The 18,072-nt window shown below is 63.4% G+C and carries 11 protein-coding genes; 3 read left to right on the top strand and 8 right to left on the bottom strand.

All coding sequences use genetic code 11. The features are described 5' to 3' along the window. Positions 1-23: 23 nt before the first annotated feature. From GGI48_RS12365 to glnE, 8 genes are all read right to left on the bottom strand, one after another. Positions 24-1,478, bottom strand: coding sequence for a lipopolysaccharide kinase InaA family protein (locus GGI48_RS12365; RefSeq protein WP_179598512.1), 1,455 nt, complete (start codon positions 1,476-1,478; stop codon positions 24-26). Then, positions 1,478-2,230: a lipopolysaccharide kinase InaA family protein gene (locus GGI48_RS12370; RefSeq protein ID WP_016968303.1), complete on the bottom strand. Its 753-nt coding sequence runs from the start codon at positions 2,228-2,230 to the stop codon at positions 1,478-1,480. Before GGI48_RS12370 ends, GGI48_RS12365 begins: the two co-directional genes overlap by 1 nt. Further along, positions 2,227-2,961, bottom strand: coding sequence for a lipopolysaccharide kinase InaA family protein (locus GGI48_RS12375; RefSeq protein ID WP_016968304.1), 735 nt, complete (start codon positions 2,959-2,961; stop codon positions 2,227-2,229). The genes GGI48_RS12370 and GGI48_RS12375 overlap by 4 nt, the downstream gene beginning before the upstream one ends. After that, positions 2,961-3,767: a lipopolysaccharide core heptose(I) kinase RfaP gene (gene rfaP, locus GGI48_RS12380; protein WP_179598514.1), complete on the bottom strand. Its 807-nt coding sequence runs from the start codon at positions 3,765-3,767 to the stop codon at positions 2,961-2,963. The genes GGI48_RS12375 and rfaP overlap by 1 nt, the downstream gene beginning before the upstream one ends. After that, positions 3,764-4,888: a glycosyltransferase family 4 protein gene (locus GGI48_RS12385; protein WP_047301276.1), complete on the bottom strand. Its 1,125-nt coding sequence runs from the start codon at positions 4,886-4,888 to the stop codon at positions 3,764-3,766. The genes rfaP and GGI48_RS12385 overlap by 4 nt, the downstream gene beginning before the upstream one ends. Further along, entirely contained in the window at positions 4,888-5,949 is a 1,062-nt protein-coding gene (waaC, locus tag GGI48_RS12390; RefSeq protein WP_047301274.1) for a lipopolysaccharide heptosyltransferase I, read from the bottom strand. Before waaC ends, GGI48_RS12385 begins: the two co-directional genes overlap by 1 nt. Position 5,950: 1 nt before the next feature. After that, positions 5,951-6,985, bottom strand: coding sequence for a lipopolysaccharide heptosyltransferase II (gene waaF / locus GGI48_RS12395; protein ID WP_103739496.1), 1,035 nt, complete (start codon positions 6,983-6,985; stop codon positions 5,951-5,953). Positions 6,986-7,118: 133 nt separating this feature from the next. Beyond that, positions 7,119-10,058: a bifunctional [glutamate--ammonia ligase]-adenylyl-L-tyrosine phosphorylase/[glutamate--ammonia-ligase] adenylyltransferase gene (glnE, locus tag GGI48_RS12400; RefSeq protein WP_179598516.1), complete on the bottom strand. Its 2,940-nt coding sequence runs from the start codon at positions 10,056-10,058 to the stop codon at positions 7,119-7,121. A 383-nt stretch (positions 10,059-10,441) separates the two neighbouring features. Between glnE and aceE the strand changes: the two genes are divergently transcribed. From aceE to GGI48_RS12415, 3 genes are all read left to right on the top strand, one after another. Then, positions 10,442-13,087: a pyruvate dehydrogenase (acetyl-transferring), homodimeric type gene (gene aceE, locus GGI48_RS12405; protein WP_179598518.1), complete on the top strand. Its 2,646-nt coding sequence runs from the start codon at positions 10,442-10,444 to the stop codon at positions 13,085-13,087. Between the two features lie 11 nt (positions 13,088-13,098). After that, entirely contained in the window at positions 13,099-15,042 is a 1,944-nt protein-coding gene (aceF, locus tag GGI48_RS12410; RefSeq protein WP_179598520.1) for a dihydrolipoyllysine-residue acetyltransferase, read from the top strand. A 312-nt stretch (positions 15,043-15,354) separates the two neighbouring features. Further along, positions 15,355-18,048, top strand: coding sequence for a GGDEF and EAL domain-containing protein (locus GGI48_RS12415; protein WP_047301266.1), 2,694 nt, complete (start codon positions 15,355-15,357; stop codon positions 18,046-18,048). The last annotated feature ends 24 nt before the right edge of the window (positions 18,049-18,072 follow it).

The following is an 18,072-nucleotide window of genomic DNA, read 5'->3' on the forward strand; positions in this document are numbered from 1 at the left end:
CAACAGCGGCCATGGGTCGCAGGTCAGGCTTGGGGGGAATCGGCGGTCTTGGGCAGGCGCTGATCAATCACTTGATACAAATGGCTGCTTTCGGGCCAGTTGCGCATGAAACGCGCGCGATCCCGGGCATAAGCCGGGGCGAAACTGCTCAGGCTGGCGTGCTGGCACATGGAGTCAAGATCGATCAACGCCCAGCGGTCCTCGTGCCAGAACAGGTTGTGCCCCTTGAAGTCACCGTGACTGATGCGTTCCTTGATCAGCTCGGCAAACAACCGGTCCAATGCCTGCAACTCAGGCTCCGGCGCGTCACCACTGTCCACGAACGGCGCAAAACGCTCGATGATGTCCGGTCCTGGCAAATACTCGGTGACCAGGTAGGCGCGCCGGCGCAACCAGAGAAAACGCTGCTCCAGCAGCGCCAGGGGCTTGGGCGTGGCAATGCCGAGAAACGCCAGGCGATTGCCTTCGCGCCAGGAGTGCCAGGCCCGGCTCGGGCGCCAGAAACGCTTGAGCCAATGAGCGAAGCCCTTGATGTTGTAGCGCTTGACCACCAGGGTCCGCCCCGCCACCGCGACCCGGCCGACACTGGCCGCGCCACCGGTCTTGTACAGATGGCCCTGGTCCAGCAAGGCATCGGCCTGCTCCAACACAGGCCGCATCGCCGCCTCTTCTTCGCGACGGATCGCCCGCAGGGCAAAGGGTCCGCGCTGCACGCTGAACAGCGTGCAGTCACGGCCGACCTTGTTGAGAAAATCCCGCAGCCGCCAGCCACGCACCTTGTTCACCTGTTTTTCCAGGGCCTCCAGGGGCAAGGCGTGCTCGGCATTGCCGAGCAGGTAGTGCACCAGCAACTCTTCGGTGAAGGGCTCCAGGCTCTTGGGCAACTGGGCGAAGAACACCCCAAGGTTCTCCAGCACCCTGGACCGGGACAGAGGCTTGCCGGCCTCCTCGACGCAGATCCCCGCACCATCGATCAAATACAGCTGGCCACCATGGCGCAGCAGATTGTCCAGGTGCAGGTCTTCCTGCCACAGGCCCTTGGCGTGCAACTGGGCAATCGCCCCGAGCGCCTCGGCCAGCACCGCCGTCTGCTCATCGGCCAGTACCGGCAGGTTCTCCACCTGCTGCCAGGCGTCGCCCAGGCTTTGCGAGCCTTCTAGAAATTCAAAAAGCAGCCAGCCACCCTCGCCTTCCTGCAGGCCGTCGGCCAGCAGCAGAGGGGTGGTCAGGCCTTGCTGCGCCAGCAGGCGCACGCCGTTCAACTCTCGCTGAAAATGCCGCGCCGCCTTGGACCCCACCAGCAGCTTGGCCAGCACCGGGCGGCCTCGCCAGACCCCGGCGCCCACGTAGCGCTGCCCCGGCAGCACCCGCAGCAAGGTCAGCAATTGCAGTTGCGCCGGACCGGCGGCATCCGCCAGTTCAAGGCTCAGGGGCAGCACCGGGCTGCGCCCGCTGTTCTTCAGCTCGGACAAACGCATCAGCGAGATTCCTTATGACTGCTGCGAGCACTGAGACGGGTCAGCCAGGCCTGCACCAGGGAACTGTCGGGCGACTGATCCAGGTACGCCGCCAGCAGCGCGCGCACTTCGTCGACGCTCCACACCGAAGCCCGGCGCAGCAAAGGTTCAAGATCCTTGACCCGATCACGCTGCCCGAACAATAGAGGCCGGGTTTTCTCCAGGTCGATCAACTGCGCCTGATAGCCGTCGCCGTGCCCCCGCAGAAAAATATGCTTGGGATAGAAACAGCCATGCACCTGACGCAAGCTGTGCAGCTGCCGGGCCAGTTGCCCGCAAGCCTTGAGCACCGCCTGACGCTGTACTTCGCTGAGTTCATCCCAACGCAACAGCAGCCCGTCCAGGTCGTCCCAGCCGTCCAGGGCCCGGGTCAGGAGAATCGCCCGGGACTCGCCCGCCACCTTGCGCATGCCAAAGAACACCGCCTGCAAGGCCGGAATGCCCAGCAGCTGATAGCGCCGGATATTGCGAAACTCCCGGGCGAAACTCGGCTCGCCGAAGGGCCGGTGCAGGGTGCGGGTCAGGTAGTTGGTCTGACGCTTGAGATAGAAACCCTGCCCCTCCACATCCAGGCGAAAGACACTGCTGCTGCCGCCACGGCTGGTGTTGGGTTCATCCACCGCAGCCAATTGCACGGCCCACAGCTGGTCAAAAGTGCCGAGGCCGTTACGCTCCAGCAGCGCACGCTCCTGCGGCGCCAGGAAATCAGTCATTCACGCCCCTCAAAAAATCTCACCACGTGACGAATGCGCTCCTTGTCGGAGGCACTCAGCCGGTTGCGCTCGCGGTACTGCAGATAGAAACGCAGGCGCTGAGTGGCCGACAGATGATATTTGGCCACCTTGTCCAGGCAGGCCAGATCCTTGGTGATCCGGTACTTGAGCCAGAATCCACGCCAGAAATCGCCGTTCGGACAGTCGATCAGGTACAAGCGGTCCTGGTCGTCGACCAGCAAGTTGCGCCACTTCAGATCGTTGTGGGTAAAGCGATGGTCGTGCATGACCCGGGTATGGGTTGCCAGCTGCTGGCTGATGCCATCGACCCAGCGCCGGTCCTTGAGCCGCGGATCATTGCGCTCGGCCAACACCGAAAGGTCCTCGGTACGCGGCAACTCGCGGGTGATCATCGCCCCTCGGGAATAAGCCAGGCAGCGCCGCTCCAGGCCCCAGGCCACCACATCGGCGGTGGGAATGCCCCACTTGGCGAAGCGCTTGAGGTTCTGCCATTCGAACTTGACCCGGGGCTTGCCCAGGTAGCGCCGCAGGTTCTTGCCGGCGCCGCTGTAGCGCTTGACGTAATAGTGAATGCCACCCCGCTCGACGCGAATCACTTCGGACAGCGGATCACGGGTCAGGTGCTCGCCCTGCAGGGCGAATACCGCTTCCAGACTGCCGAAATCCTGCGTCAACTCCTGATAGGCGGGGTCCAGATTCCAACTCGCCATCAGAGTGCGTCTCCGTAACGTTGCTTGCGGGCGTAGAGTTTTTCCGCCTTGCCTTCGAGCCAGGACAGCAGCGCCGCTTCCTCGGCCAGAACCTGCCGCAGCGGCTGCTGGAAATAGCCCTTGAGGAAACGCAGCTTGTCGCGGCGCGTCAGGCCGATGTCCAGGGCCGAGAAATACAGGGCCGCCAGGTCCTTGTTGCGCCAGCGCAAGGTGATCTTCGGCCGGGTCTGGGCCCGATGCAGATCGATCACCGAGAGCTTGAGAGTCTCAGGGGTGATGGGCCGATCGGTGTGCAGCAGGAAATGACAGATGTAGCAGTCGCGATGGTTGACCCCGGCGCGGTGCATCATGCCAGTCATGCGCGCCACCTCGGCGATCAGCGCGCGCTTGAGGGCCGGCGCCGGGGGCTGCTTAACCCAGTCGATGCTGAAGTCTTCGAGGCTGACGGTCGGTGCCAGCTCTTCGGTGACGATGAACGAATGCTGGTCCGCCGGGTTGGCGCCGCGCTCGCCATAGGCCACCGCGGTCATGGTCGGCACGCCCACCTGGTGCAGGCGCTCCAGGGCCCGCCACTCCTGACCGGCGCCGAGCACCGGCAGCTTGGCGGTGATCAGGTTCTTGACGATCTCGCCCCAGCCGATCCCACGATGGATCTTCACAAAATAACCGCGGCCATCGACCTCCGTACGCAAGGTACGGCGCGCCTCCAGCTCACGGTAGACCTGGCCCTTCAGGCCCTCGACAGCCTCGAACGCGTCGCGTCCGGCCCACAGGCTCTTGAAGGGTTCGGCAAGCATCAACTTCATCGGTGTTGCTCCGCCAGAATCACATCCGCAGCATGCTGCGGCATGCTGTAAAGGTCGGCCGTCTCGGCGAACGCCAGGCCATTACGGCTCCAGGTCGCGCGTGCAGCGTCGTCGGTCAACATGTTGGTGAGGTATTGATTGAGCTGGCTCTGCTCGAACGGCTCATCCAGCACCAGGCCGCCCTCGGCCTCGGCGATGTAATGGGCATAGCCGCAAACCGCAGTCACCAGCACCGGCAGCCCGGCCACCAGGGCCTCAAGCAGGACGGTGCCGGTATTTTCGTTGTAGGCCGGATGAATCAGCAGGTCGGCGCCCAGCAGGAACCGCGGGATATCGCTGCGGCCCTTCATGAACTGCACCTGATCGCTCAAACCCAGCGCCGCACTCTGCACCTGGAATACCTTGGGGTCGTCCTGGCCGATTACAAACAGCCGGGTGCGTTTTTTCAGCGCCGACGGCAGCGCCGCCAGCGCCTTCAGGCTGCGGTCCACGCCCTTGGTCTTGAACCCGGAGCCGATCTGCACCAGCAGCAACTGGTCATCCTGCAAGGCGAACTCGCGACGGAACTCGGCGCGGATCTCGGCGGCGTTGGCCGGTGCCCGACGGTCCTGGGCAATGCCCGGCGGCAGCAGGTGAAAGCGCTCCAGCGGGGTGTCGTAATGCTTGATGAACAGCGGCTGCTGGACCTCGGAGATCATCAGGATCTCGGTCTTGGCATCCTTGGCGAATACCGCCCGCTCGTACTCGGCAAAATGCCGGTAGCGGCCCCAGCGCCGGTACAGGGAATGGCGCAGGTTCTGCGCCTTGTCCTCGAAACAGCCGTCGGCGGCGTAGTACACGTCCAGCCCCGGCATCTTGTTGAAACCGATCAGTCGATCCACCGGACGCTTGGCCAGGTCGGCCTCCATCCAGGCGCTGAGCTTTTCATTGCGACGATGGTTGAACAGCGCCTTGACCGGCGCCACCAGCACTTCGAAGCCGGGAGGCACATCGCCTTCCCAGATCAGGGTGTAGACGCGGATCTGGTGCCCGCGCCGCTGGCACTCCAGGGCAATGCGCATGAAGTCGCGTTGCAGGCCGCCAAAGGGAAAATACTTATAAAGGACAAAAGCCAATTGCATCAGCGCGGCTCCTCAGCCAGTAACAAGGCGCTCAGTCGGCTGGCGACACGCTCGGGGTTCAGGCGAGTGAAGCACAGTGGCCACTCGCGCTTGATGTCATAGCGCTGCTGGTCCACAGCGGAGGGCTGGTAGGTGCATTTTTTCTGCAGGCACGGCGCGCAGGGAAAGTTGCTGCCCAGGTGGATCTGCACCTTGCCATAGGCGCCGGTCAGGCCCGGGTTGGTCGGGCCAAACAAGGAGATGGTCGGCACATCCAGGGCTGCGGCCAGGTGGCCCAACCCGGTGTCCACGGCCACACAGGCCTGGGCGTCGGCCAGCACCTTGGCGACTCCGGCCAGGTTCAGCTTGGGCAGCACCGTGGCATTTTTCAGGCCGCTGGCGATGCGCTCGGCCCGGGCTTTCTCGGCGGCGTTGCCCCAGGGCAGCTTGACCTCCACCCCGAGCATGCCCATGCGCTCGGTCAGCTCGCGCCAGTAGGCTTCGGGCCAGTGCTTGGTGTCCCAGGTGGTGCCGTGCAGGAACAGCACGAAGGGATTCTTGCGCGGCAGTTCCACCAGCTTTTCGACATTCAGACCGTAGTCGCCCAGGCCCTGCGGCAGGTCGTAGCCCAGGGCCACGGCGAACAACTGACGCACCCGCTCCACCGCGTGCTGCCCACGGGCCACCGCCAGGCGCCGCGAATAGAAACGCGACGCCAGGGGCTCACGGGCCGAGTGTTTGTCCAGCCCCGCCACCGGGGCGCGCACGTAGCGAGTCAGCCAGGCGCTTTTCAGCAGGCCCTGGGCATCGATCACCAGGTCGTACTTGGTCGAGCGCACGCTCTGCTTGAAGCGGCGCCACTCGCCGCTCTTGATGGTTTGCCAGATGTTCTTGCGCCAGCGACGGATCGCCACCGGAATCACCTTGCCGACCGCCGGGTGCCAGGTGGGGATCTCGGCAAAGCCTTCTTCCACCACCCAGTCGAACTTGATCCCGGGGATGGCTCGCGCGGCATCGGTCAGCGCCGGCAATGCGTGAATCACATCCCCCAGGGACGAGGTCTTGATCAACAGTACCCGCAACTTATTGAACCTCGACCGGGGAGCCCTGCAAGCGCTGCAAGGCTTCATTCACCGGCTGCGGCAACAACTGGCGCAGGCAGTTGTAATGGCCGAAGCGGCAGGTGCGGTCAAAGCACGGGCTGCATTCGATGCCCAGGCGCACCACCTCGACCTGATCCGCCAGGGGCGGAGTGAAGCCCGGCGAAGTGGAGCCATACACCGCCACCAAAGGGCGATTCAGCGCCGCCGCCACATGCATTAGCCCGGAGTCGTTGGACACCACCGAGTCGGCGCAGGACAGCAGGTCGATGGCCTCGGCCAGGGAGGTTTCGCCGCTGAGGTTGCTCGATTCCTCGCGCAGGCCGGGAATCAGTCGCCCGCGAATCTCTTCACCCACGGCATGATCGTTCTTCGAACCGAACAGCCACACCTGCCAGCCCTCGCGGATCTTGGCCTCGGCCACCTGGGCGTAATGCTCGGACGGCCAGCGCTTGGCCTCGCCGAACTCCGCTCCTGGGCACAGAGCCAGCACCGGACGATCGAGCGTCAGACCGAACTTGGCCAGGGCCGCCTCACGGCTTTGCGGATCGATCTGCAGGCTCGGCCGCGGATAAGGCTGGGGCAGTTCGGCGCCCGGTTCATAGGCCAGGGCCATGAAGCGCTCGATCATCAGCGGGTAGCGCTCTTTGTCGAGCTTGCGCACGTCATTGAGCAAGCCGTAGCGGAACTCGCCGCGCCAGCCGGTGCGCTTGGGGATGCCGGCAAAAAAAGGCACCAGGGCCGACTTCAACGAATTGGGCAGCAGGATCGCCTGATCGTACTGGCCGGCCAGGGACTTGCCGATCCGCCGGCGGGTGGCCAGCTCCAGGGCGCCGTGGCCCAGGGGAAAGCTCAAGGCCCGACGCACCTGGGGCATGCGCTCCAGGATCGGCCGGCTCCACTCGGGGGCCAGCACGTCGATCTCGCATTGTGGATGACGCTGTTTCAGGCACTCGAAGAGTGTCTGCGCCATCACCATGTCACCGACCCAACTGGGCCCAACGATCAGAATATTCATGTGGTTTCCATAAACGAGCCGGGGAGGCATACGCCTCCCCGCCTCGAGAATCCAGCACCGCGGCCTTCACCGCCGGTTCAGTTTGGGCGAGCCCACAAGGCTCGCCGAAATAGGAGTGGCCCTGTCAGGCCGCTTAGCTTAGCCCCAGCTCGCGCCAAATCCGTAACACTTCCCGTCGTTCGGTCACGAATTGATCACCGGAAATGATTCCGGCCTCATTCTGCAATGCCTGTCGGTGAGCCGCGGAACGGTAGGCTTTGTAGACCTCGCGCAGCAAGCTGGCATCGCTCGCCGGCATCAGGCCGACCTGCTCCAGACCTTCCAGAATGCGGATGTTATCGGTATAGCGCAGCAATGACGGGTGCTCTTCGGACCACGCCAGGGCCGCGTATTGCACCATAAATTCGATATCGACGATACCTCCGGCGTCCTGCTTGAGGTCGAACGGCGCCGTGGCTTCGAAGGCGTTGGCTGCGGTTCCGGCGGCGGTCAGGCGGCTGCCCAGGTTGTCGCGCATCTTGGCCCGCATCTCGCTGACTTCCTGGCGCAAGGTCGGCAGATCGCGCTTTTTGCCCAGCACCACGGCCCGGACCTTTTCAAAGGCCTGCCCCACATCCTGGCTGCCCACCAGCACCCGGGCCCGGACCAGCGCCTGATGCTCCCAGGTCCAGGCTTCGTTTTCCTGATAGCGGGCAAAGGCGCCCAGGGAACTCACCAGCAGCCCCGAGGCGCCGGATGGCCGCAGGCGCATGTCCACCTCGTAGAGCTGGCCGGAGTTGGTCTGGGTGGTCAGCAGGTGGATGATGCGCTGCCCCAGCCGGGTGAAGAACTGCGCGCCGTCGATGGGTTTGGGGCCATCGGTTTCCGCCTGGGGATCGCCATCATGGATGAACACCAGGTCCAGGTCGGAACCGTGGCCCAGCTCGATGCCGCCGACCTTGCCATAGCCGACGATGATGAACCCCGGATCACACAAGGTGCCGTCGCTGCGTTGTGGCGCGCCGTACTTGGCCACGGTCTGGCGCCAGGCCAGGGCCAGCACCTGCTCCAGAATCGCCTCGGCGAGCCAGGTCAGGTAATCGCTGACCTTCATTAAAGGCAGGCTGCCGGCGATCTCCGAGGCGGCCACCCGCAACCGGTGGGCCAGCTTGAAGTGGCGCAGGGCCTCCATCTGCTGCTCCAGGTCGTCCTCGGGAATCCGCGTCAGGCGCTCGCGCAGCTCGGCCGCCAGCTCCGGCGCCAGGGGCGGCTTGAACAGGCGTCCCTCATTAAGCAATTCGTCCAGCAACAGGGGGAAGCGGGTGATCTGTTCGGCAATCCACGGACTGGCCGCGCACAAGGTCAGCAAGCGGCGCAGAGCGCCAGGGTTCTCGGTGAGCAGCACCAGATAGGCCGAACGCCGGGCTACGGCCTCGACCAATGGCAGCACCCGCTCCAGCACCAGATCCGGATTGGCGTGCTCCACCGCCTGGGCCAGCAACCGTGGAATAAAGGCATCCAGGCGCTCACGCCCCAGACGTTGCATCGCCCGCAACTGCGGACTGCCACGCAAACTGGCCAGGGCTCGCAGGGCCTTGGGCGCATCGGCAAAGCCGCCCTCCTGCAACTGCCGGCAGGCCGCTTCCTCGTCCTGGGCCTCCTCCCACAGCGGCAGCCACTCGCCACCCACCACCACTTCGCTTTCCGCGCCTTCGTCTTCATCGGGATCGGCAATCACCTGGCGGAAGTGCCACTCCACCCGCCCGCGCCAGTACGTCAGTTGCTCATGGAAAGCGCTCCAGTCGGCAAAGCCGAGCATGAAGGCAATCCGCGCCTGATCCTGGGGATTGTCCGGCAGCATCTGTGTCTGGCGATCGGCGATGGCCTGGATCGCATGCTCGGTGTAGCGCAGGAACTCGTAACCCTCGCGCAGCTCGCTGATCACCGCCACCGGTAAATAGCCCTGCCCCTCCAGCGTGCCCAGCACCTTTAATAAAGGACGCTGCTGCAGGCTCAGGTCGCGACCGCCGTGAATCAGCTGGAAGGCCTGGGCGATGAACTCGACTTCGCGAATGCCTCCCGAGCCCAGCTTGATGTTGTCGGCCATGCCCTTGCGCCGCACCTCCTGCTGGATCAGCTGCTTCATGGTGCGCAGCGCCTCGATGGCGGAGAAGTCCAGGTAACGGCGATAGACGAAGGGCCGCAACATATCCAGCAATTGCGCCCCGGCCAGCTGATCTCCGGCGACCACCCGGGCCTTGATCATGGCGTAGCGTTCCCAGTCGCGCCCCTGATCCTGGTAGTACTGCTCCAGGGCATTGAAGCTCAGCACCAGGGCCCCGGCGGAACCGTAGGGCCGCAGGCGCATGTCGACGCGGAACACGAAACCGTCGACGGTCATCGGGTCCAGGGCCTTGATCAAGCGCTGGCCCAGGCGAATGAAGAACTCCTGGTTATCCAGGGCACGCTTGACTCCCACCGTCTCGCCGCCTTCGGGGTAGGCGAAGATCAGGTCGATGTCCGACGACAGGTTGAGCTCCACCGCCCCCAGCTTGCCCATACCAAGGATGACCATCTGCTGCGGCTCGCCGCTGCGCGCGCCGGTGGGCACGCCGAACTGCTGGCTGTGGCGCAGGTACAGCCATTGATAGGCCTGGTCGATGCAGGCGTCGGCCAGGTCGGAAAGGTCGCGGCAGGTCTGCACCAGATCCGCCCGGCGGGTCAGATCGCGCCAGATGATCCGCACCTGCTGCCGGGTGCGCTGGCGACGCAGCACGCGCCCCAGTTGATCGTCGCTCTCGGCGGTGTCCACGGCCGCGGCAATCTGTGCACACAACTCGCCCGGGGCGAAACCGCGATCCAGTTCGCCGCTGCGCACCAGCTCCAGCAACATCAAAGGGTCACGCAGACTCTGTTCAATGACAAAGTCGCTGGCGGCACTGATCCGGGCGAACTCGGCCCAGCGCTCGGCAGTCCAATCCGCGACACCGGGGCTGTCTTCCAGGGCCGCCACCGCAGCGCGGAACGACTGCTCTGCACGGCTGACCAATGGCAGGAGAATCGCGGGGACTGGGGCAAGCGCGGGCAGACTCATGGGCTATCCTTGATCGGCGTGGAAAAGGCAGGCGGAGAGGGATATCGAGGGCAAGCAGCCTGATGGACTGTCGAACAAAAGTTAGAAATAGCTGAAAATAGGTTTTTTTTGGCAGCCAGCATTAATTTTTTACCTATTCCCGTTAGTCACCGACCAACAGTAACGATTATTCTCACAACGCAGCAGGAGGCCATAAGCCGCTCTTCTGTAGTTTTACTACTCGTATATACATTCGAAAGGCTGAAATGGCCGACGATTTGTAGTAAAACTACACGCCGCCGGATCAACCTCCGGCAATCCAAGAATTTATAATCGTCTGCCCACAAGGCCAGTCGCAAACTCAGGCAACCGATTCTGGAAGCCTTTCCGCCCTGGAGCAAGCCATGCAAGACCTCGATCCCGTCGAAACCCAGGAATGGCTGGACGCCCTGGAATCGGTTCTCGACAAAGAAGGCGAAGACCGTGCTCACTATCTGATGACCCGTATGGGTGAACTCGCGACCCGCAGCGGCTCGCAACTGCCCTACGCCATCACCACGCCGTACCGCAACACGATTCCCGTCACCCACGAAGCACGCATGCCTGGCGACCTGTTCATGGAACGCCGCATTCGCTCGCTGGTACGTTGGAACGCGTTGGCCATGGTCATGCGTACGAACCTGAAAGATTCTGACCTGGGCGGTCACATCTCCAGCTTCGCCTCCAGCGCCACCCTGTATGACATCGGCTTCAACTACTTCTTCCAGGCCCCGACCGACGAACACGGCGGCGACCTGATCTACTTCCAGGGTCACGCATCGCCAGGCGTCTACGCCCGTGCGTTCATGGAAGGCCGCATCACCGAAGACCAGATGAACAACTTCCGCCAGGAAGTGGATGGCAACGGCCTGTCCTCCTATCCACACCCTTGGCTGATGCCTGATTTCTGGCAGTTCCCGACCGTTTCCATGGGTCTGGGTCCGATCCAGGCGATCTACCAGGCACGCTTCATGAAGTACCTGGAAGCCCGTGGCTTCATCCCGGCCGGCCAGCAGAAAGTCTGGTGCTTCATGGGCGACGGCGAGTGCGACGAGCCGGAATCCCTGGGCGCGATCTCCCTGGCCGGCCGCGAGAAGCTGGACAACCTGATCTTCGTCATCAACTGCAACCTGCAGCGCCTCGACGGCCCGGTTCGCGGCAACGGCAAGATCATCCAGGAACTCGAAGGCGTGTTCCGTGGTGCCCAGTGGAACGTCAACAAGGTGGTCTGGGGCCGTTTCTGGGACCCACTGCTGGCCAAGGACGTCGACGGCATCCTGCAACGCCGCATGGACGAAGTCATCGACGGCGAGTACCAGAACTACAAGGCCAAGGACGGCGCGTTCGTCCGTGAGCACTTCTTCAACACCCCTGAACTCAAGGCGATGGTTGCCGATCTGTCCGACGACGAGATCTGGAAGCTCAACCGTGGCGGCCACGACCCGTACAAGGTCTATGCGGCCTACCACGAGGCGGTCAACCACAAAGAGCAGCCGACCGTCATCCTGGCCAAGACCATCAAGGGTTATGGCACCGGCGCCGGCGAAGCGAAGAACACCGCGCACAACACCAAGAAAGTCGACGTTGAAAGCCTGAAGCTGTTCCGCGATCGTTTCGACATTCCGGTGAAAGACGAAGACATCGAAAACCTGCCGTTCTTCAAGCCGGAAGAAGGCAGCGCCGAAGCCCGCTACCTGAGCGAGCGTCGTGCCGCGCTGGGTGGTTTCGTGCCTCAGCGTCGTGCCAAGAGCTTCAGCATCCCGACTCCGCCACTGGATACCCTCAAGGCCATCCTCGACGGCTCGGGCGACCGTGAAATCTCCACCACCATGGCCTTCGTGCGGATCCTCGCGCAGCTGGTCAAGGACAAGGAAATCGGCCAGCGCATCGTGCCGATCATCCCGGACGAAGCCCGTACCTTCGGTATGGAAGGCATGTTCCGCCAGTTGGGCATCTACTCCTCCGTCGGCCAGCTCTACGAGCCAGTCGATAAAGACCAGGTGATGTTCTACCGCGAAGACAAGAAGGGCCAGATCCTCGAGGAAGGCATCAACGAAGCGGGCGCCATGAGCTCCTTCATCGCGGCCGGTACTTCGTACTCCAGCCACAACCAGCCGATGCTGCCGTTCTACATCTTCTATTCGATGTTCGGCTTCCAGCGTATCGGCGACCTGGCCTGGGCTGCCGGCGACAGCCGTACCCGCGGCTTCCTGATCGGCGGCACCGCCGGCCGTACCACCCTCAACGGTGAAGGCCTGCAGCACGAAGACGGTCACAGCCACATGCTGGCCGGGACCATCCCGAACTGCCGCACCTATGATCCGACCTACGGCTACGAGCTGGCGGTGATCATCCAGGACGGCATGAAGAAGATGACCGAAGAGCAACAGGACGTCTTCTACTACATCACCGTGATGAACGAGTCCTACCAGCAGCCAGCCATGCCTGAAGGTGTCGAGGAAGGCATCATCAAGGGCATGTACCTGCTGGAAGAAGACACCCGCGAAGCCGCGCACCACGTGCAACTGATGGGCTCCGGCACCATCCTGCGCGAAGTCCGCGAAGCGGCGAAGATCCTGCGTGACGAGTTCAACGTCGCCGCCGACGTGTGGAGCGTGACCAGCTTCAACGAACTGCGTCGCGATGGCCTGGCAGTAGAACGCAGCAACCGTCTGCACCCTGGCCAGAAGCCGAAGCTGAGCTACGTCGAAGAGTGCCTGAGCGGCCGTAAGGGTCCGGTCATCGCCTCTACCGACTACATGAAGCTGTTTGCCGAACAGATCCGCCAGTGGGTGCCGTCCAAGGAATTCAAAGTCCTGGGCACCGACGGTTTCGGCCGCAGCGACAGCCGCAAGAAACTGCGTCACTTCTTCGAAGTAGACCGTCACTTCGTGGTGTTGGCAGCCCTGGAAGCCTTGGCTGACCGTGGCGACATCGAACCTAAGGTCGTGGCTGAAGCCATCACCAAGTTCGGTATCGACCCGGAAAAACGCAACCCACTGGACTGCTGAGGAGACTTTCTGTGAGCGAACTCATTCGCGTACCTGACATCGGCAGCGGTGAAGGTGAAGTAATCGAACTGATGGTCAAGGTCGGCGATCGCATCGAAGCCGACCAGAGCATCCTGACCCTCGAGTCGGACAAGGCAAGCATGGAAATCCCTGCACCGAAGTCCGGCGTGGTCAAAAGCCTGAAAGTGAAGCTGGGCGACCGCCTGAAAGAAGGCGACGAACTGCTGGAACTGGAAGTCGAGGGCGCCGCTGCTGCGGCCCCTGCACCTGCCGCCGCTGCGCCAGCACCTGCACAGCCAGCCGCAGCACCTGCTGCTGCCGCTCCGGCTGCCGCACCTGCCAGCGCCTCGGTGCAACAGGTTCACGTGCCGGATATCGGTTCGTCGGGCAAGGCCCAGATCATCGAGATCCAGGTCAAGGTCGGCGACACCGTCGAGGCCGATCAATCGCTGATCACCCTCGAATCCGACAAGGCCAGCATGGAAATCCCGTCGCCTGCCGCTGGCGTGGTCAAGGCCATCAGCGTCAAGCTCAACGACGAAGTCGGCACCGGCGACCTGATCCTGGACCTGGAAGTGGCGGGTGCTGCAGCGCCTGCTGCTGCCGCTCCGGCCCAGGCTGCCGCTCCGGCCGCTACCGCCGCGCCTGCTCCCGCAGCAGCCCCGGCTGCTGCCGTGGCTGACAGCGTGCAGGACATCCACGTTCCGGACATCGGCTCGGCCGGCAAGGCCAAGATCATCGAAGTGCTGGTCAAGGCTGGCGACAGCGTGGTTGCCGATCAATCGCTGATCACCCTCGAATCCGACAAGGCCAGCATGGAAATCCCATCGCCAGCCGCCGGCATCGTGGAAAGCGTATCGATCAAGCTGGACGACGAAGTCGGCACCGGCGACCTGATCCTCAAGCTCAAGGTCAAGGGCGCAGCCCCGGCAGCCGCTCCGGCACCTGCCGCCGCACCTGCTCCAGCCAAAACTGAAGCTGCTCCTGCCGCCGCCGCGCCTGCCGCTGCTGCTCCAGTTGCCGCGCCAGCCAAGCCCGGCGCGAAAGTTCACGCCGGCCCGGCTGTACGCCAACTGGCCCGTGAATTCGGCGTCGAGTTGAGCGCCGTGAGCCCAAGCGGCCCCCACGGTCGCATCCTCAAGGAAGACGTGCAGGTCTACGTCAAGGCCATGATGCAGAAGGCCAAGGAAGCACCGGCTGCCGGCGCAACCGCTGGCGCGGGCATCCCGCCGATTCCGGTCGTGGACTTCAGCCGCTTCGGTGAAATCGAAGAAGTGCCGATGACCCGCCTGATGCAGGCCGGCGCCGCCAACCTGCACCGCAGCTGGCTGAACGTGCCGCACGTGACGCAGTTCGACTCGGCGGATATCACCGAGCTGGAAGCCTTCCGCGTTGCCCAGAAGGCCGTGGCCGAGAAGGCCGGCGTCAAGCTGACCATCCTGCCACTGCTGCTCAAGTCCTGCGCACACCTGCTCAAGGAACTGCCGGACTTCAACAGCTCCCTGGCGCCAAGCGGCAAGGCGATCATCCGCAAGAAGTACGTGAACATCGGCTTCGCCGTGGACACCCCGGATGGCCTGCTGGTGCCGGTGATCAAGAACGTCGACCAGAAGAGCCTGCTGCAACTGGCGGCCGAGGCGGCTTCCCTGGCGGAAAAAGCCCGGACCAAGAAGCTCTCCGCGGACGAGATGCAAGGCGCCTGCTTCACCATCTCCAGCCTCGGGCACATTGGCGGCACCGGCTTCACGCCGATCGTCAACGCGCCGGAAGTGGCGATCCTCGGTGTATCCAAGGCCACCATCCAGCCGGTCTGGGACGGCAAGGCCTTCCAGCCGAAGCTGATGCTGCCACTGTCCCTGTCCTACGATCACCGTGTGATCAACGGCGCGGCCGCTGCACGCTTCACCAAGCGTCTGAGCGACCTGCTGGCGGACATCCGCACCATCCTGCTGTAACCCGCGAACCGGCCCTCCCAACCTGGGCGGGCCGGTACCGCATGCTTTCCGAGCGCCACGCTCGTACCTCAACCCCGTCAATTTGGCGGGGCTTTTTTTTGCCGGAAAAACGTCGTCAATTGCCCGTCATTTCCCGAGGCAAAGGCGCAGAAAAGTTACTTTGCAGAAATCCTTCGGCCTGCCGATACAGGTTTATAGCACTTAGCCTTCATCTTACTTGTCAGTCGATGCGCCATGATGCAACCTTGCCGCAGGCAACAGTAAAGAGGGCGCGAGCCCGGCGCGATCAGCAATTTCGAAGCGAGTTTCCCCATGAAAAGCCAACCCGATGCCGCCAGCCGTATGGCGGCCGAGGTAGTGACGCAGTTGCCTGTGCCCTCGCGGCTCGGCATGTTGCGTTTCGAACGGCTGAATGAAGCAAGCTGGGCGCTGCTGTTTCTCGATCCCAATTGCGAGCGCCAGTTCGGTCTGCCCGCCGTCGAACTCTGCGCCCTGGTGGGGTCGCCCTACGCCAGCCTGATGGAACCCGAAGCGCGCTATCAATTGCACGACACCATCCAGGAACAGCTGAGCAGCAGCCCCCATTACCTGATCCGCTACACCCTGCACACCGGCCAGGGCCCCTTGAGCATCCTGGAGCTGGGAGAAGCCTACAAACAGCACAACCGGCACCTGCTGCGCGGTTACCTGCTGGTTGTCGAAGGTCTGTTCAGCAACTCCACCACCCCGCCGACCCAGGACCTGGAAACCCAGAACACCAGGCTGCAGATCGCCCTGGAACTGAACCAGCGGGCCCAGCAGGAGCAGCTTCAGCACCTGGAACGGGTGCGCGCCCAGCAGGACCTGATCCTGCTGCTGACCCGCCAGCGCTACAGCAGCGGCAACTCCCTGAAGGAAGCCGCCGAACTCATCACCCGCTGCGCCTGTGATATCTACCAGATCGACTGCGCCAGCATCTGGAACCTGGAAGACCGGCAACTGGTGCCGATTGCCGCCTACCATCGCGGCCCGCAGGAATACCGGATGCCGGAGCCCATCGACGCCAGCAGCTTTCCCGATTACCTGGAAGCCCTGCACAGCTCTCGCGCCATCGATGCGCAGAATGCCATGCGCGACCCGCGCACCCGGGAGATGGCCGAGAGCCTGCGTCCGCGGGACGTCAACGCCATGCTCGACGCCAGCATCCGCATCGATGGCCAGGTGGTCGGCGTGCTCTGCCTGGAACAGACCGGCATGACCCGCGCCTGGCAGTCCGACGAGATCGCCTTCGCCGGCGAACTGGCGGACCAGTTCGCCCAGGTCATCAACAATCACAACCGACGCGCCGCCACCAGCGCCCTGCACCTGTTCCAGCGCGCCGTGGAACAGAGCGCCAACGCCTTCCTGCTGGTCAACTGCGACGGCGTGGTGGAGTACGTCAACCCCAGCTTCACCGCCATCACCCAGTACAGCACCGAAGAGGTTCACGGCCATCGCCTGTCCGAACTGCCAGCCCTGGAAAACCTCAGCGAGCTGTTGTTCGACGCCCCTTCCAGCCTGGCCAAGAGCAACAGCTGGCAAGGCGAGTTCAAGAGCCGGCGCAAGAACCTAGAGCCCTACTGGGGCCAGCTGTCGATCTCCAAGGTGTATGGCGACAATCGCGAGCTGACCCACTACATCGGCATCTACGAAGACATCACCCAGACCAAGCTCGCCCAGCAGCGCATCGAGCGCCTGGCCTACACCGACAACCTGACCAACCTGGGCAACCGCCCCGCGTTCATCCGCAACCTGGATGAACGTTTCGCCCGAGACAGCGATACCCCGATCAGCCTGTTGCTGGTGGATATCGACAACTTCAAGCGGATCAACGACAGCCTCGGTCACCAGACCGGCGACAAGCTGCTGATCAGCCTGGCCCGGCGCCTGCGCAACAGCCTGAGCCCCAGCGGCAGCCTGGCGCGTTTTGCCAGCAACGAGTTCGCGGTGCTGCTGGACAACACCGACCTGGAATCCGGCCAACAGATCGCCAGCCAACTGCTGATGACCCTGGACAAGCCGATGTTCGTCGACAACCAGCTGATCAGCGTCACCGGCTCCGTGGGGCTGGCCAGTGCGCCGCTGCATGGCCGCGACCCCCAGACCCTGATGCGCAACGCCGGCCTGGCCCTGCACAAGGCCAAGGCCAACGGCAAGCACCAGGTGCAGGTGTTCACCGAGGCGCTCAACGCCGAAGCCAGCTACAAGCTGTTCGTCGAAAACAACCTGCGCCGCGCCCTGACCCAGAACGAGCTGGACGTGTTCTACCAGCCCAAGCTGTGCCTGCGCAGCGGCCGCCTGCTGGGCATGGAAGCGCTGCTGCGCTGGAACCACCCGGAAAAGGGCATGATCCGTCCGGACCAGTTCATCAGCGTGGCGGAAGAAACCGGCCTGATCATCCCCATCGGCAAGTGGATCGCCCGTCAGGCCTGCCGCATGAGCAAGCAGCTGACCGCCGCCGGCCTGGGCAACCTGCACGTGGCCATCAACCTGTCGCCCAAGCAGTTTTCCGACCCGGACCTGGTGGCCTCCATCGCCAGCATCCTCAGGGAAGAACAACTGCCGTCCTCGCTGCTGGAGCTTGAGTTGACAGAGGGCCTGCTGCTGGAAGCCACCGAGGACACCCACCAGCAGCTGGAACAGCTGAAAAAGCTTGGCCTGACCCTGGCCATGGACGACTTCGGCACCGGCTATTCGTCCCTGAGCTACCTGAAGAAATTCCCCATCGACATCATCAAGATCGATCGCAGCTTCATCCATGAAATCCCGGACAACCAGGACGACATGGAAATCACCTCGGCGGTGATCGCCATGGCCCACAACCTGAAGATCAAGGTGGTCGCCGAAGGCATCGAAACCGCGGAACAACTGGCGTTCCTGCGCCGCCATCGCTGCGATGTCGGCCAGGGCTACCTGTTCGACCGACCGATTCCCGGCACCGAGCTGATTGCCAAGCTCAAGCGCTATCCGCGCGGTCCAATTGCCTGACAGCGCTGTAACACTCGGGCAAAC

The organism is Pseudomonas protegens, from assembly GCF_013407925.2.
Taxonomy (GTDB): Bacteria; Pseudomonadota; Gammaproteobacteria; order Pseudomonadales; family Pseudomonadaceae; genus Aquipseudomonas; species Aquipseudomonas fluorescens_AP.

Bases quoted from the DNA above. Each gene is read 5' to 3' on its own strand.
- GGI48_RS12365 (WP_179598512.1), bottom strand. From the start codon at position 1,478: ATGCGTTTGTCCGAGCTGAAGAACAGCGGGCGCAGCCCGGTGCTGCCC.
- GGI48_RS12370 (WP_016968303.1), bottom strand. From the start codon at position 2,230: ATGACTGATTTCCTGGCGCCGCAGGAGCGTGCGCTGCTGGAGCGTAAC.
- GGI48_RS12375 (WP_016968304.1), bottom strand. From the start codon at position 2,961: ATGGCGAGTTGGAATCTGGACCCCGCCTATCAGGAGTTGACGCAGGAT.
- rfaP (WP_179598514.1), bottom strand. From the start codon at position 3,767: ATGAAGTTGATGCTTGCCGAACCCTTCAAGAGCCTGTGGGCCGGACGC.
- GGI48_RS12385 (WP_047301276.1), bottom strand. From the start codon at position 4,888: ATGCAATTGGCTTTTGTCCTTTATAAGTATTTTCCCTTTGGCGGCCTG.
- waaF (WP_103739496.1), bottom strand. From the start codon at position 6,985: ATGAATATTCTGATCGTTGGGCCCAGTTGGGTCGGTGACATGGTGATG.
- glnE (WP_179598516.1), bottom strand. From the start codon at position 10,058: ATGAGTCTGCCCGCGCTTGCCCCAGTCCCCGCGATTCTCCTGCCATTG.
- aceE (WP_179598518.1), top strand. From the start codon at position 10,442: ATGCAAGACCTCGATCCCGTCGAAACCCAGGAATGGCTGGACGCCCTG.
- GGI48_RS12415 (WP_047301266.1), top strand. From the start codon at position 15,355: ATGAAAAGCCAACCCGATGCCGCCAGCCGTATGGCGGCCGAGGTAGTG.